General features: G+C 69.0%; 13 protein-coding genes. 11 read left to right on the forward strand and 2 right to left on the reverse strand.

Annotated features, from left to right (window positions below; translation table 11 throughout):
• Positions 1–95 precede the first annotated feature (95 nt).
• Positions 96–1,460, reverse strand: a complete 1,365-nt coding sequence (locus tag AB0B98_RS30065) for a PHB depolymerase family esterase (protein ID WP_357366948.1) — start codon at positions 1,458–1,460, stop codon at positions 96–98.
• A gap of 251 nt (positions 1,461–1,711) precedes the next feature.
• On the opposite strand from AB0B98_RS30065, the gene AB0B98_RS30070 reads away from it, so the two are divergent.
• From AB0B98_RS30070 to AB0B98_RS30080, 3 genes are all read left to right on the forward strand, one after another.
• Positions 1,712–2,719: a PaaX family transcriptional regulator C-terminal domain-containing protein gene (locus AB0B98_RS30070; RefSeq protein WP_357366950.1), complete on the forward strand. Its 1,008-nt coding sequence runs from the start codon at positions 1,712–1,714 to the stop codon at positions 2,717–2,719.
• Positions 2,720–3,174: 455 nt separating this feature from the next.
• On the forward strand, positions 3,175–4,632 hold the full coding sequence (locus tag AB0B98_RS30075; protein ID WP_357367031.1) for an endo-1,4-beta-xylanase: 1,458 nt from the start codon (positions 3,175–3,177) through the stop codon (positions 4,630–4,632).
• 439 nt (positions 4,633–5,071) lie between these two features.
• Positions 5,072–6,469: an RICIN domain-containing protein gene (locus AB0B98_RS30080; RefSeq protein WP_357366952.1), complete on the forward strand. Its 1,398-nt coding sequence runs from the start codon at positions 5,072–5,074 to the stop codon at positions 6,467–6,469.
• A 72-nt stretch (positions 6,470–6,541) separates the two neighbouring features.
• On the opposite strand, the gene AB0B98_RS30085 is transcribed toward AB0B98_RS30080, so the two are convergent.
• Positions 6,542–7,312, reverse strand: a complete 771-nt coding sequence (locus tag AB0B98_RS30085; RefSeq protein ID WP_238666848.1) for a FadR/GntR family transcriptional regulator — start codon at positions 7,310–7,312, stop codon at positions 6,542–6,544.
• A 147-nt stretch (positions 7,313–7,459) separates the two neighbouring features.
• Here AB0B98_RS30085 and AB0B98_RS30090 point away from each other — a divergent pair, with 147 nt between their 5' ends.
• The 8 genes from AB0B98_RS30090 (at position 7,460) to AB0B98_RS30125 (ending at position 15,513) form a co-directional block, all read left to right on the forward strand.
• Positions 7,460–8,722 (forward strand): extracellular solute-binding protein, encoded by a 1,263-nt coding sequence (locus AB0B98_RS30090; protein ID WP_357366954.1) that lies wholly within the window; start codon positions 7,460–7,462, stop codon positions 8,720–8,722.
• Between the two features lie 4 nt (positions 8,723–8,726).
• A complete protein-coding gene (locus AB0B98_RS30095) occupies positions 8,727–9,707 on the forward strand; it encodes a sugar ABC transporter permease (RefSeq protein WP_357366956.1) in 981 nt (326 codons plus the stop codon).
• Positions 9,707–10,534, forward strand: a complete 828-nt coding sequence (locus AB0B98_RS30100; protein WP_238666851.1) for a carbohydrate ABC transporter permease — start codon at positions 9,707–9,709, stop codon at positions 10,532–10,534. The genes AB0B98_RS30095 and AB0B98_RS30100 overlap by 1 nt, the downstream gene beginning before the upstream one ends.
• A 1-nt stretch (position 10,535) precedes the next feature.
• Positions 10,536–11,759, forward strand: coding sequence for a mandelate racemase/muconate lactonizing enzyme family protein (locus tag AB0B98_RS30105; protein WP_357366958.1), 1,224 nt, complete (start codon positions 10,536–10,538; stop codon positions 11,757–11,759).
• A 106-nt stretch (positions 11,760–11,865) separates the two neighbouring features.
• Entirely contained in the window at positions 11,866–12,891 is a 1,026-nt protein-coding gene (locus AB0B98_RS30110; RefSeq protein ID WP_357366960.1) for an alcohol dehydrogenase catalytic domain-containing protein, read from the forward strand.
• Positions 12,888–13,649: a 2-dehydro-3-deoxy-D-gluconate 5-dehydrogenase KduD gene (gene kduD, locus AB0B98_RS30115; RefSeq protein WP_357366962.1), complete on the forward strand. Its 762-nt coding sequence runs from the start codon at positions 12,888–12,890 to the stop codon at positions 13,647–13,649. The genes AB0B98_RS30110 and kduD overlap by 4 nt, the downstream gene beginning before the upstream one ends.
• Complete coding sequence (locus AB0B98_RS30120; RefSeq protein WP_357366964.1) at positions 13,646–14,524, forward strand: amidohydrolase family protein; 879 nt, start codon at positions 13,646–13,648, stop codon at positions 14,522–14,524. The genes kduD and AB0B98_RS30120 overlap by 4 nt, the downstream gene beginning before the upstream one ends.
• Positions 14,521–15,513, forward strand: a complete 993-nt coding sequence (locus tag AB0B98_RS30125; RefSeq protein ID WP_238666856.1) for an aldo/keto reductase — start codon at positions 14,521–14,523, stop codon at positions 15,511–15,513. Before AB0B98_RS30120 ends, AB0B98_RS30125 begins: the two co-directional genes overlap by 4 nt.
• Positions 15,514–15,599 lie beyond the last annotated feature (86 nt).

Below are 15,599 nucleotides of genomic sequence, written 5' to 3' on the forward strand. Positions count from 1 at the left end.
GGTTCGGTGACGAGGACGGGCAGCAGATGCCGCACGCGGGTGTCGATGTCGGCCGTAACCTGCAGGAAGGCGGGGTAGTCGTTCCCGGTGCCGGCTCAGGCGACGGTGCAGGACGCGCCGTTGAGGGTGAACGAGGACGGTCGGGCGTTGTTGCCGGTGTGGGTGGCCTGGAAGCCGAAGCTCACCGACCCGTTGGCAGGGATACCGCCGTTGTAGGCGACGTTGCGGGCCGTCACCTGCCCTGAATTGGGCGAGTAGGTGGCGTTCCAGCCCGAGGTGATGGTCTGCCCACCCGGCAGGGTGAAGACCACGGACCAGCCGTTGACGGCGCTGGTGCCGGTGTTCGTGACGGTGATGTTCTCGGTCAGCCCGGTGTTCCAGGCGTTGACGTCGACAGTCACCCGGCAGGCGCCGGAAGCTGGCGGCGGTGTGGTCGGCGGCGGCGTGGTCGGGGGAGGTGTGGTCGGCGGCGGTGTGGTCGGGGGAGGTGTGGTCGGTGGCGGTGTCGTGGGTGGCGGCGTCGTGGGGTCAGTCAGTCCGAAGAACGCGATAGCGGACGCGGCCATGCCGCCGGAGGGCAGACTGTGTCCGGCCCCCTGGATGCTGTACGCCTCGACCTGGACGGTGCCGCCGCTGTCGGCGTACCGACGCCGGTTCCAGTTGGCCTGCGGCGTGTCAGTGGACGTGGGTGTCTGGCTCAGCCCGAACACGTTGGTCCACTGCTCGATCGTCTCCTGCAACAGCGAGTACGGCACGAGCGTGTCGCTGGTGCCGTGCCACAGCTGCACCCGCGGCCGGGGCCCGGAATAGCCGGGGTACGCCTGACGGACCGCGTCACCCCACTGCTGCGGGGTCCGGTTCATGTTCCCGCCGGTGCACTGGCTGCTGCCGGGCGGGTAGTCCGCCGCGTTGGCGAAGCAGTTGTACGGCACTCCCATGAACGCGGCGCCGGCCTTGAACACGTCGGGGTAGAGGGCGAGCATGTGGTTGGTCATCATGCCGCCGGACGAGCTGCCGGTGGCGTAGACCCGGTCCGGGTTGGCCGCGTACTGCTGCTGCACGTACCGGATCATGCTGATGATCGACACCGGGTCGCTGCCCCCACCTCGCCGCTTGGCGGCGTCCGACCAGGTGTCGAAGCAGTTGCCGAAGCCGGCCTGCTGGGTGGCGGACGGGTAGATCACGATGTACCCGTAGCGGTCGGCGAGGCTGGCGAACTCGCTCCCGGAGTAGAAGCCGGGGCCGGACCCGCCGCAGCCGTGCATGGCCACCACGACCGCCGGCCGGGCCGGGCGGTTGTCCGGCACGTAGACGTGCATGCGCATCCGGCCGGGGTTCTCACCGAAGCTGGTCACCTCGGTCAGTGACGCCGCGTACGCGGGCCCGACAGTTGGGGCCACCAGGCCGGCCGCCACCAGTGACGCGGCCAGGGCGAATAGCAGTTTCCTTCTGATTCTCAACGGACGACTCCTTCGATTGGCTGTGCAGACGGGATTGGCCGTGCGATCGGGTCGCGGGTCTGCCCGACTCCCGCGGTGATCGCACGCTGCCCGCTACCTGTGGCTCGCCCAGCCCGGCTTCGGATGGCATCGCGTGGCAATTAGTGTTCCCCTCGGACCAACAAGTGTCAATCGAGGGTTCTCTATTTATGACGAGTCGCGGAGGTCCGTCTAGAGTCGTCATACCGTCCCCCGAGGAGCACGGAGCGTCTGTGGCAAGCCTCTTCGACATCGACGAGATCTATCCGGACGACGGAGACCACCCACTCCGGCTGCCCCGCCGGCAGGTCGGCAACTCGCCCCAGGGTGTCGCGGTGACCCTGTTGGCGGACTACACGCTGCGGACCCGGGTCGCCCTCCCGTCCGCCGCCATCGTCGCGTTGCTCGGGGAGACCGGCGTGACGACGGCCGGAGCGCGGACGGCGATCAGTCGGTTGGCCCGCCGTGGCGTGTTGGAGGGCAGCAGACTGGGACGGCGCAGCTCCTACCGGCTCAGCCGTGCCGCCGCCGCCAACCTCTCCGCCGGCGGGCACTGGATTCTCGCCTCCACCACCTCGACGGCGAGGTGGGACGGGTGTTGGACGATCGTCGCCTTCTCGCTGCCGCAGGATCGCAGTACGCAGCGTCGGGCCCTGCGGGCGCAACTCCGGTGGCTCGGTTACGCACCGCTGTACGACGGACTGTGGATCTCCCCGCGGGAGCTGACTCCGGCAGCTCGGGCCCAGCTCGACCGGCTCACCCTCGGCGCCGTGACTGTGTTTCGCGGGCGACAGACCGCGCTCGCCTCGACCATTCACCGTGCGCCGATCGAGGCCTGGGACATCGAGGCGATCAGCCGGAGCTATGACGCGTTCCTCCGGCGGTGGACGCCTCTGTTGCCCGCCGTGGTGTCCGGGCAGGTCGCCGGCGCCGCTGCGGTGCGGGCCCGTACCGAGGTGATGGACACCTTCCGGCGTTTCCCCGTCCTCGATCCGCAGTTGCCTGTGGAACTCCTCCCACGGGACTGGCTCAGGCAGCCGGCGCGGGAGTTGTTCGAGGCCGTCTACGACGGTCTCGCCGCACCCGCCGAGCGACACGTCCGGGCGGTCGTCGAGCGGTTCGTCGACGCTTCGCAGCCCGGCATCGCGGCCCACACCACCGCCGACCTGGTCGCCGGAATGCGCGCCGACGCCGGCTCGGCGCAAACGTCTCCGAGTGGCCCGGCCGCCGGGAGTTCGTGAACCGCGAACAGTGGTGGCTGGCGACTGTGAGCGATAACAGGGTTGCCGTCCGGCGTGCTCCGAGCGGCCAGGTGCTACGACCCGTCAGCTGACCCCACCGTGGCTGAGCACTGTTGCCCTGGGCCTTTGGTACCGGGTGAAACGTGGCGTTCCGGGAGATCGGCGTGAACGGCCCGTTACGTCTTGACGAACGGCATGTTATCGCTCACTCTCGATATAGAGGACGATCGCTGTCGTGGCTCACCGGGCGAGCCGCACGGGTCGTACCTCCGATCACGACGTTCGCAAGGGCATGCGGACGTCACCTCGGGACCCGGCAGGTGCCGGCGACAGCCCTCTCGGACTGCGCGTGCTGATGCCGGGCGGCCAGGATGACCGCCCCGATCGGTCGCCCCGAGTGAAGTGGCACATCACCACCACCGATGCAACCACTGAAAAGGAACGCCATGAAACCCATGAGAACGATGCTGGCTGCGGCGACCATCGCTGTCGCCCTCACCACCGGTATGACGGTGGCGCTGACTCCCGCATCCGGTGCCGGCACGACCCTGAAGGCGGCCGCCGCCGAGAAGGGCCGCTACTTCGGGGCGGCCGTCGCCGTCGGCAAGCTGTCGACCAGCGCCTACACGACCATCCTGAACCGTGAGTTCAACAGTGTGGTGCCCGAGAACGAGATGAAGTGGAGCTCCACCGAGCCGCAGCAGGGCACCTTCACCTACTCGAGCGGCGACCGCCTGGTCAGTCACGCGCAGGCCAACGGCATGAGCGTGCGGGGTCACACGTTGTTGTGGCACGCGCAGCAGCCGGGTTGGGCGCAGGGCATGTCGGGCAGCGCGTTGCGCAACGCGGCGATCAACCACGTCACCCAGGTGGCGACGCACTACCGGGGCAAGATCTATGCCTGGGACGTGGTGAACGAGGCGTTCGCCGACGGTGGTAGCGGTGGGCGTCGTGATTCCAACCTGCAGCGCACCGGCAACGACTGGATCGAGGCGGCGTTCCGGGCGGCACGGGCGGCGGATCCGGGTGCGAAGTTGTGTTACAACGACTACAACACCGACGGGATCAACGCGAAGTCGACGGGCATCTACAACATGGTGCGGGACTTCAAGTCCCGTGGCGTGCCGATCGACTGCGTGGGCTTCCAGTCGCACCTGGGCACCTCGTTGGCCGGTGACTACCAGGCCAACCTGCAGCGGTTCGCCGACCTCGGCGTGGATGTCCAGATCACCGAACTGGACGTGATGACCGGCGGCAACCAGGCCAACATCTACGGCGCCGTCACCCGCGCCTGCCTGGCCGTCTCGCGCTGCACAGGCATCACCACCTGGGGTGTGCGGGACTGCGACTCGTGGCGTGGTTCGGACAACGCGCTGCTGTTCGACTGCAACGGCAACAAGAAGGCCGCGTACACCGCCGTCCTGGACGCCCTCAACGGCGGCTCGACCCCGCCCACCACGCCCCCGCCGGGTTCCGGGGTGGACACCAGCGCCTGGTACGTGTTGTTGAACCGCAACAGCGGCAAGGCACTGGACGTCTACGCCTCGGCCACCACCGACGGGGCGCGAATCAGCCAGTGGACGCGCAACAACGGCGTCAACCAGCAGTGGCAGTTCGTGGACTCGGGGAGTGGCTACTACCGGGTCAAGTCCCGCAACTCCAGCAAGGTGCTCGACGTCAGCGGCTTCTCCACCGCCGACGGCGGCGCGATCGTGCAGTGGTCCGACCTCAACGGCACGAACCAGCAGTTCCGACTCGCGAATTCGGCCGACGGCTACGTGCGCCTGATCAACCGCAACAGCAACAAGGCCGTCGAGGTGCAGGGCGCATCCACCGCCGACGGTGGAAACGTCGTCCAGTACGCCGACTGGGGCGGCAACAACCAGCAGTGGCAACTGGTCCGGATCGGCTGACGACCGTCGCCATCGACCAGGGGGAGCGGGAACTGCCGGCCGCTCGGGATCCGGCCGGCGCCCGCCCAGGCGAGGTGTGACCAGTGGCGGCCCGCCCCATCCGGGGCGGGCCGCCATGACCGCCAAGTTGCCCCTCGACGCGATCGCGCGGATCGATACCAATCGTTTGACGTATGACGTATTACCCGCTAATTTTCACCCCGCGGACCACCCGGTCACCGGGAGCCAGGACGTCGCATCGCCTGGGATCGGCGCGGCCTGCCACGAAGCCCGGATCGTGGCGTCGCCATCGCCATCGCCATCGACGTACGCCGTTGACGGCGGGTTGCCCGCACAACACCCCCAGACGTGCTGACGCCACCACCACGACGCCGGCACGCACGCCAGGGCACGCGCGGGCGCTCTCGCTCGTGGGTGACCCCGATCGAAGGAGTGGACCATGAAAGCCCTCGGTGAGGCTCGTCCCGCCTCTCGACAAAGATCTCGCAGGCGGTCAGGGTTGGCTGCGGCGGCGGCCGCGGTCATGGCAGCCGGCGCACTCGTCGCGGTCAACGCGGCACCCGCGGCGGCAGCAACCGTCGACACCAACGCCTCCTACGTGTTGGTGAACCGCAACAGTGGCAAGGCGTTGGACCTGTACGCGTCGGCTACCAACGACGGGGCGCGGATCAGTCAGTGGACGCGTAACAACGGCGTCAACCAGCAGTGGCAGTTCGTGGACTCCGGGGGTGGCTACTACCGGATCAAGTCGCGGCACTCGGGCAAGGTGCTCGACGTCAGCGGCTTCTCCACCGCTGACGGTGGTGCGATAGTGCAGTGGGCCGATCTCAACGGAACGAACCAGCAGTTCCGGCTGGCGGACTCCGACGGTGGTTACGTTCGGCTGATCAACCGCAACAGCAACAAGGCCGTCGAGGTGCAGGGCGCGTCCACCGCCGACGGTGGCAACGTCGTGCAGTACGCCGACTGGAACGGCACCAACCAGCAGTGGCAGCTCGTCCGCGTCGACGGCGGGACCGACCCCACGACGCCACCCCCGTCGGGTGGCAGCGGGTGCGGCAAGGCACCGGCGTTGGCCAGCGGCACGCACACGATCCAGAGCAACGGCAAGAGCCGGACCTTCATCCTGCGAGTGCCCGCCAACTACAACAACAGCAACCCCTACCGGCTGATCTTCGCCTTCCACTGGCGGGGCGGCACCATGCAGGAGATCTCCTCCGGCGGCACCAGCGGGACCGCGTGGTCCTACTACGGGCAGCAGGAGCAGTCGAACAACAGCGCGATCCTGGTGGCGCCCCAGGGATTCGGCAACGGCTGGGGTAACTCCGGCGGTGAGGACATCACCTTCGTCGATGACATGATCAGCCGGATCGAGAGCAGCCTCTGTGTCAACCCGAGGCAGCGGTTCGCGCTCGGCTTCAGCTGGGGTGGCGGCATGAGCTACGCCGTCGCCTGTGCGCGAGCCAACGTCTTCCGGGCCGTCGCTGTCATCTCCGGCGCGCAGATCAGCGGGTGCAGCGGCGGTACGCAGCCGATCGCGTACTTCGGGCTGCACGGCATCACGGACAACGTCCTGAACATCTCCCAGGGCAGGGCGTTGCGCGACACCTTCGTCCGCAACAACGGTTGCACCGCCCAGAGCCCGCGCGAGCCGGCCGGCGGCAGTCGCACCCACATCACGACCACCTACTCGGGTTGCCGGGCTGGTTACCCGGTGCAGTGGGCCGCGTACGACAACGGCCACATGCCCGGCCCGGTGGACGGCACCTACGCCGAGAGCGGCATCACCACCTGGACCAAGGGTGAGATCTGGAGGTTCTTCGCCCAGTTCTCGTGACCCCTGGCGGCCACGGCTGGCGGCGCCTGCTCCCGTACCTCGGGGGCGGGCGCCGTCCGTTTCCCGAGACGGTCAGCGTTCGAGACGGACCGGGCTCCCCGAGCCACTGCGGCGGACCAGCCAGGCCTCGGTGATGTGGGTGAACATCGCCTCGGCGGCGCCGTTGGGGTCGTGGGCCGCGATGCGTTCGTAGATGCGTCGGTGCCCCTGGTTGGACGCCACGCACAATGCCCGTTCGGTCCGGCCCATGTATCGCGCGGTGTTGATGACCTGGCTCTCCAGCGCGCGTACGACGCCGCGGGCGATGCGGTTCCCGGATGTCTGCATGATCGTGTCGTGGAAGGCCCGGTCATGGTCGTGGTAGGTGACGTGGTCGTCGACGAGTTCGTCCATCCGGTCCACCATGGCCCGCAGTCGATCGACGGTCTCGCTGTCGGCGAGGCGGGCCGCGACGTTCGCCATGTCGGACTCCAGCACCCGCCGGGTGACGACCAGGTCGTCGAGGATGGCGAGGCTGTCGTCCACCGCGATGGTGGCCGCGAGGACCAGTTCGTCGAGCATGTCCCAGTGAGCCGGCGGGGTGACCATGGTGCCGGCGCCCTGGCGGACCTGCACCAGGCCCTTCTCCTGAAGGATCTTCACTGCTTCCCGGACGACGGTCCGGCTCACGCCGAAGGTCTCGCAGAGGATCGGCTCGGGGGGTAGAGACGTCCCGGACGGGTGTACGCCGCGGACGATGCGCTCCACCAGTTCGGCGGTGACCGCCCTGGCGAGGTTGGTCGGCCGACGCACCCACGCCGGGGTCGCCGGGCTGTTCAGGGCTGTCTCCTGCGGTGGCGTCATGTCCCCCTCCGAATGGCTCGCCGTGGCACGACGTCTGGGTCAGTGTACGGCCGACTGTTGACGTCACACGTCATACGAGTTACCTTCCGGTCAACATTTGGCTCGCGGGACACCCGCCGGCCACCCCCCATATAGAGGTGACAATCGATGAGACAGCGCGCAATATGGTCGGCCGTCCTCGTTGTGGGCCTGGCCCTGGCCGGTTGTGGAAGTGCTAGCGATTCGGGCAAGTCAACCAGCTCGGACGGCAAGTTGGTCGTGTGGGACTGGAAGTCCGGCGAGCCGTTCGCCAAATCCTATCTGGACAAGGCCAAGGCTGACTTCAAGAAGAAGCACAGTGACGTCGAGGTTGAGTTCGTCGCACAGCCCTTCGACCAGTACTACACGCTGCTCGGTGCGGCGATCCAGTCCGGCAAGGGCCCGGACGTCATGATGTTCAACGGCGGCGGACAGATCCGCGACCGGGTGGACGCGCTGGTGCCGATCACCGACTACGTGGCCGAGGACAAGCAGCGGCTGGCCGGCTGGGAGGCGTTCAGCAAGGACGGCAAGATCTACGCCACCCCGGTGACGCTGCAGGGCTACCCGATCTACTACAACAAGGCGATCTACCAGAAGGCGAACCTCGACCCGGCGAGCCCGGCCACCACGTGGGACAAGTTCGTCGCCGACTGCGACGCCATCGCCAAGGCCGGCTCCAAGTGCTTCGCCCTCGGCAACAAGGAAGGTGTCGGCATCCAGTTCTGGATGTCGAGCATGGGCTCGACCACCCTCACCGCCGCCGAGTACGACGCCTGGATCGCCGGCAAGCGCGACTGGAACTCGCCGAACGTCAAGCGGCTCTTCCAGCTCTGGAAGGAGACCGGCGACAAGAAGATGAACAGCGACGGGGCCAACTCGACCGCCATGTTCAACGACTCCTTCGCGTACTTCCAGTCCGGTAAGGCCGCCCACGTGATGGGTCTGATGTCGGACGTCGGGCACTGGCAGGACTTCAACGAGTTCCTGACCCCGGAGAAGCTCGGCGTCATGAAGGCCCCCGTCGTCACCGCCGGCACCACGCCGAGCCTCCCGTACGACGGTGGCATCGGGTACGCGGTCGCCAAGTGGACGAAGGACCCGAAGATGGCCGCCGACCTGGCGCGCTCCCTGAGCTCGGCCGACGCGTTGAAGTCCTTCTACGCCGACGCCGGCGCGATCGCCGCCGACACCACCATCGACGTGTCGCAGGCCGGGCCGGCCGTCGCCACGATCGTGGGCGAGCTGAAGAGCGGCAAGCCCGCTCTGCACGTGGCGCTCTCCTCGAAGACGATCGACCTGATGGGGCGCCTCTCCCAGCAGCTGCTCAGCGGTTCGATCACCGTCGACGAGGTGGTGAAGCAGTTGGCCGCTTCCGACCAGGCGGGCTGACCTCGTGCCGATCGGAAACACGCAACCGTCGGTCCGTCCGGCTTCGGCCGGACGGGCCGACGGGGCGGCGGTCGCCCCCGCCGCGCATCGGAGTGGCGCACGACCCCGTCGCACCCGTGGCGGCCTTCGCGCCGAGCGCTACGCCCCCTACATCCTGGTCCTCCCGGCCGTCCTGATCATCGTGCTGCTGCGGCTCTACCCGCTGCTGCTGGGCGTCAACTTCTCCTTCACCGGTGACGGCGCGCAGAACGGGACCTCGGTCGGATTCGGCAACTACCGCGAGCTGTTCGGAGATCCGCTGTTCCGGACCGCGCTGAGCAACGTCGTGCTGCTGGTGCTGTTGCTGCCGGTGGCGGTGGCGATTCCCGGTCTGCTCGCGACGTTCATCTACCTTCGGGTGCCCGGTCACCGCTTCTACCGCAGCGTCTACTTCTTTCCCGCCGTGCTCTCGCCGGTCATCGTCGGGGCGATCTTCAACCTGTTGCTCGCCTTCGACGGCCCGCTCAACGCCGTGCTCGGGTCGTTCGGTGTCGGTCCGGTGGACTGGCTCGGGGACCCGGACATCGCGATGTTCATGGTGGTGGGAGTGCACATCTGGGCCACCTTCGGGATGGCGCTGGTGGTGTTCCTCGCCGGCTTCGCCACGCTGGACGCCGCGCTCCTGGACGCGGCCCGGGTGGACGGGGCGTCGCTGCGCCAGGTCGTCTGGCACGTGATCATCCCGAGCCTCGCCCGGACCATCCAGTTCGTCTTCGTGACCACGATGATCGGGATGCTGACCTCGATGTTCGGTCTGCTCTTCGTGATGACGAGCGGTGGGCCGGAGGGCTCGACGTATCTGCCGGAGTACTACATCTGGATTCAGCAGGGTCAGATGAACCGTCCGGCTCTCGCGTCGGCGGCCTCGACGATCCTCTTCATGATCATGCTCGTCGTGGGGCTGTTGCAGATCAAGTTGCTCGAACGATCCGGAAAGGAGGATTGATGTCTCGCCTCCGCCTGGGACGGTGGCTGATCGCCATCCCCATGTCGCTGCTCGCCCTGGCGACGATCTACCCCCTGCTGTTCACCGCCAACGTCGCGATGAAGACGCGGCGTGACTACATCCTCGACCGGTTCGGCCTGACCGACACGCTGCGCTGGGAGAACATCAGCACGGCGTGGACCAGCGTCGGCATGGGCCGCTACTTCGTCAACTCGCTGTTCGTGGTGACGGTGTCGGTGCTCCTGCTGCTGCTGTTCGGCTCGATGGCCGGTTTCGCCCTGAGTCAACTGCGGTTCCGCGGCTCGTCGGCGTTGTTCCTGGGTTGCCTGGCGGGGCTCTTCATCCCGTTCCAGGTGATCATGGTGCCGCTCGCGCGGATCATGGCCGACACCGCGCTCATCGACACGTACCCGGGCCTGATCCTGGTCTATGTGGCCCAGTTCCTGCCCTTCACCGTCTTTCTCATGACGAGCTACTACAAGGGCATTCCGCCGGAGATCGTCGACGCCGCGCGGATCGACGGCAGCACGGTGTACGGCGTGTACCGCCGGATCATGCTGCCGCTGGGCACTCCGGCGCTGCTGTCGGTCGGCATCCTCAACGCCCTGTTCTGCTGGAACGACGTCCTCATGGCGCTGGTGATGATGCCCTCGGCCGATCACCGGACGCTCATGATCGGGGTGACCTCGCTGCGCGGGCAGTACTCCGACAACATCCCCACGTTCGCCTCCGGGGTGCTGATCGCCGCGATACCCGTCCTGTTGGTTTACCTGTTCCTCCAGCGCCAAATTGCCGACGGCGTAGCCGCCGGTTCCACGAAGGGTTAACATGCGGATCACGGGATATCGGACGCTCTCCACGGTCCAGGAATGGGGCCGACCGGTCGGCGACGCCAACGGTGTGTTCGCCGACGGGGTGGTCCCGGTCTCGATCGTCATCGTCGACACCGACGAGGGCATCTCGGGAGTGGGCCTCGGCCCGCACGTCGAGATCGAGCGGATCTTCCCAGCCATCGAGGGCGAAGACCCCCGTGCCGTGACGTCCCTGTACGACCGCATGTTGCGGCACACCTTCAAGGCCGGCCACGCCGGGCCGGTGTTCGGCACCATCGGCGCTCTGGACACCGCTCTCTGGGACATCAAGGCGCAGGCCGCCGGCGAACCGCTGTGGCGGCTGCTGGGCGGACGGGACCGGCGGGTGACCGCCTACGCGTCCGGTCTGGACATCGGGCTCACCGACGACGAACTCGTCGCGGAGTACGAGGTCTACGCGAGCCACGGCCTGCGGGCCGCCAAGCTCAAGGGCGGCCTCGACATCGAGCGCGATCGGCACCGCCTGAGTCTGGTCAGGGAGGTCCTGACCGAGGCCGGGCACGGCCGGCGGCCGGGCCTGATGCTCGACGTCAACGAGGCGTGGACCCGCAAGCAGGCCGTCCGGCACGTCTGCGAGCTGGAACGCACCCTGGACCTCATCTGGATCGAGGAGCCGGTCCGACGCTGGGACGCCGAGGGTCTGGCCGCGGTCAGCCGAGGCGTGTCCGCGTCGGTCGCCACCGGTGAGAATCTGACCGGGCTCGAACAGTACCGTCCGCTGATCGCGGCGGGCGCGGTCGACATCGTCCAGATGGCGGCCGTCTGGGGGGTCACCCACTTCCTGCGGGCGTCCGCGCTGGCCCACGCCCACGACCTGCCGGTCAGCCCGATCGGCAACAGCCCGGTCGGGCTGCTGCACGCCGCGACCTCGGTGCCGAACCACCTGACCAGCGAGTTGCAGGACCTGCACACACCAGTTGGTGTCTCCATCGACCTGCACGTCGAGGATGGCGCCTTCATCCTCGGTGACACACCCGGGCTTGGGGTCCGGGTGGACGAGGAGCGGATCCGGGCGGTCAACCGCCGCCCGCAGGCGCAGATGGCCGACAGCCCCAATGTTCGGCCGGAGCGGGCCGGACGTCGGCTGCTGGCTGGAGTCGACGGGGTGATCCCCACCCGCCAGGTGCCTGTCGTGGCGCTGAACTCCCGCAACGAGGTGTCGCCGACCGTACGGCACTGAGCTGACCATTGGAACAGGAAGGGCGTGGGTGCATCGCGATGGCGGTGCACCCACGACCATGCCCGGTCGGCACGACCGACGTACCGACCGTCGAGACGGAGGAACGATGAAGGCAGTCGTCTACCGGGGAGCGCGAGACCTCGGAATCGAGAACCGCGACCCGGAGCCACCGGGCCCCGGCCAGGTACGGATCGAGGTGGCGTACACCGGGATCTGCGGTACGGATCTGCACATCTACCACGGGGACATGGACGCCCGGGTCGGTGACTCCGCGATCATCGGGCACGAGATGTCCGGTCGGATCGCGGCCGTCGGCGAGGGCGTGACCGGCTGGAACATCGGTCAGGCCGTCACCGTGATGCCGACCCGACCCTGCGGACGGTGCGCCGCCTGCCAGCGGGGCAACTCCCACGTCTGCCACGCCATGAACTTCCTCGGCATCGACTCACCGGGTGCCATGCAGTCCTCCTGGACCGTGCCGGTGGAGCTGGTTCTGCCGCTTCCGGAGGAACTGCCCCTCGACCACGCGGCGCTCGTCGAGCCGGTGGCGGTGGCCGTGCACGACGTACGCCGGGGGAACGTGAGCGCCGACGACCAGGTGGTGGTGGTCGGTGGCGGACCGGTCGGCGTCCTGATCGCCACCGTCGCGCGGGGCCGTGGCGCGCGGGTGCTCCTCGTCGAGCCGGACCCGTTCCGACGCGAGGTTGCCGAGGGGATCGGGATCGAGGCCGTCGATCCGCGAGCGACCGACGTGGTGGCGCTGGTGAACGACCGTACCGATGGCGCGGGCGCCGACATCGCCTTCGAGGTGTCCGGCTCCCCGGCCGGCGTCACCACGGCGGTGGACGTCCTCACCACTCGCGGGCGGCTGGTCATGGTGGCGATCCACCCTCAGCCCCGCGAGGTCAACCTGCACCGGTTCTTCTGGCGTGAGCTGGAACTCCTGGGTGCCCGGCTGTATCAGCGCGACGACATGGTGGAGGCGATCCGGTTGGTCGCCTCGGGTGCGATCCCGGCACAGCAGCTGATCTCCCGGGTCGAGCCGGTCGAGGCGGCCAGCGCGGCCTTCGAGGCGCTGGAGGGTGGCGGCGTCATGAAGGTGCTGCTCGATGTGCGGGAGGGTAACAAGTGACGGCCCTGTTCGACCTGTCCGGTCAGACCGCTGTCGTGACCGGGGCCCGGCGTGGCATCGGCCTCGCCATGGCCGAGGCCCTGGCCCTGGCCGGCGCCGACATCGTGGGCGTCTCCGCCCAACTCGAAGCGGAGGGTAGCGAGGTCGAACGCCGGGTGCGCGCCACCGGCCGCCGGTTCACCGCGCTGCGGGCGGACCTCGGCGACCGGGCGGCAGTGCACCGGTTGGCCAGCGACATCACCGCCCTCGGGCCGGTCGACATCCTGGTGAACAACGGCGGCACGATCGCCCGGACCCCGGCCGCGGAGCACCCGGACGAGATGTGGGACCACGTGATCGAGGTGAACCTCAGCAGCCAGTTCATCCTCAGTCGGGAGATCGGCCGGACGATGGTCGAGCGCGGCCGAGGGAAGATCATCTTCACCGCGTCGCTGTTGAGTTTCCAGGGCGGCATCACCGTCCCCGGCTACGCCGCGTCGAAGTCGGGCGTGGCCGGCCTCACCAAGGCGTTGGCGAACGAGTGGGCGGCCCGCGGGGTGAACGTCAACGCCATCGCGCCCGGTTACATCGCCACCGACAACACCCAGGCGCTGCGTGACGACCCCGACCGCAACGAGGCGATCCTCGGCCGGATCCCGGCCGGGCGGTGGGGCCGGGCCGACGATCTCGGCGGCGCCACAGTGTTCCTGGCGTCGACAGCGTCGGACTACGTCAACGGCGTCGTGCTGCCCGTCGACGGCGGGTGGCTGGGCCGATGACTGGCGCACAGGAGCCCGGGCGCACCGGGATCGTCGACGCGCACCACCACCTCTGGGTCCGCGCCCGGCACCCGCAGCCGTGGATCGACCCGGTGACCATGGCGGCCATCGACGCCGACTTCGAACCCGCCGATCTCGCGCCGCCGGCCCGGGCCGCCGGGGTCACCGCGACAGTGGTGGTGCAGTCCGTCGCCTCCGACGCGGAGACGGTCGACCTGCTGGGGGTGGCGGCCGAGGACACACTGGTCCGTGGGGTCGTCGGCTGGGTGGACCTGACCGCCGAGGACGTTGCGGACCGCCTCGACAGCCTGCGGGCAGCCCGAGGCGGGGAACGCCTCGTCGGCATCCGCCACCTCGTGCAGTCCGAGACCGACCCGGCGTACCTGGACCGTCCCGACGTCCGTCGGGGGATCGCGGCGGTGGGCGCCGCCGGCCTCGTCTTCGACCTGCTGGTACGCCAACACCAGCTCCCCATGGCCGCGCGTCTCACGCGCGACCTGCCCGAGGTGAGCTTCGTCCTCGACCACCTGGGCAAGCCCGCGCTCGGCAGCCCGGAGATGGCTGAGTGGAGGCGGGACCTGCTGTCGTTGGCGGCCTCACCCAACACGACGGCGAAGCTCTCCGGGCTGGTGACGGAGGTGCCGCTCGCGCACTGGACGCCGGCTGACCTTCAACCCGCCGTCGAGGACGCCCTCGACGCGTTCGGGCCGGACCGACTGATGTTCGGCTCGGACTGGCCGGTCTGTCTGCTCGCCAGTTCGTACCAGCGGTGGGTCGACACCCTGGCGGAGCTGCTGCAGGGCCAGGACGGTCCCGGCCGGGCGTCGGTCTGGGGCGGAACGGCACGCCGCGTCTACGGGCTGGGGCCCTCATGATGGCGCGCGCACTGCCGCGCCGCCCGCAGCTACGGCTCACCGAGCTGGGCTTCGGCGCGGCCCAGGGGGGCAACCTGTACCGGACGACGACGGACGAGGAGTTCGCCTCGGCGGTCGACGCCGCGTGGGAGGCGGGCCTCCGGTACTTCGACACCGCGCCGCACTACGGTCTCGGGCTGTCCGAGCGCCGCCTCGGTGCCGCGCTGCGCCAACGGCCGCGCGACGAGTACGTGGTGTCGACCAAGGTCGGGCGACTCCTGGTGCCGACGCCTCAGGACGCGCACCGGCGCGACTCCGACGGGTTCGACGTGCCAGCGACCCACCGGCGGGTGTGGGACTTCAGCCGCGACGGCGTGCTCCGCTCCATCGAGGCCAGCCTGGAGCGGACCGGGCTGGACCGGATCGACATCGTCTACCTGCACGACCCGGACGACCACTGGGAGCAGGCCGCGCACGAGGCCGTACCCGCCCTGATCGACCTGCGGGACCAGGGCGTCGTGGGTGCCATCGGCGCCGGCATGAACCAGTCGGCGATGCTGGCGCGGTTCGTCCGGGAGACCGACGTCGACGTGATGATGTGCGCCGGGCGGTACACCCTGCTCGAACAGGGCGCGGCCACAGACCTGCTGCCGGCCGCCGAGAACCGGGGGGTGGGCGTGGTCATCGCGGGCGTCTACAACTCGGGGCTGCTCTCGCGGGACCGGCCGCCGGCCGACGCCGTCTACAACTACCAGCAGGCCCCGGCGGCGCTGATCGAGCGGGCGCGGCGGATCGCCACCGTCTGCGAGACGTACGGGGTGACCCTGCCGCAGGCGGCCCTCGCCTTCGTCCGCCGGCACCCGGCCGTGGTGTCGACGGTGGTCGGCGTCCGCGACGAGGCGCAGGCGGTCGAGACGGTGCGACGCTCCGGGATCGTCGTGCCGGAGGAGCTGTGGGACGACCTGGCGGCGGCCGGGCTGCTCGCCGCGCCGCCCGGTCAGCCTGCCTGATCGACGACGACGTCCCGGCCGGGACCGGCTCCGTTACTCGGATACCGGTCCCGACCGGGACGTCATTTGTTACCGCGACAGCCGCA

The organism is Micromonospora sp. NPDC048947 (genome assembly GCF_040649495.1).
Classification (GTDB): Bacteria; Actinomycetota; Actinomycetes; order Mycobacteriales; family Micromonosporaceae; genus Micromonospora; species Micromonospora alfalfae.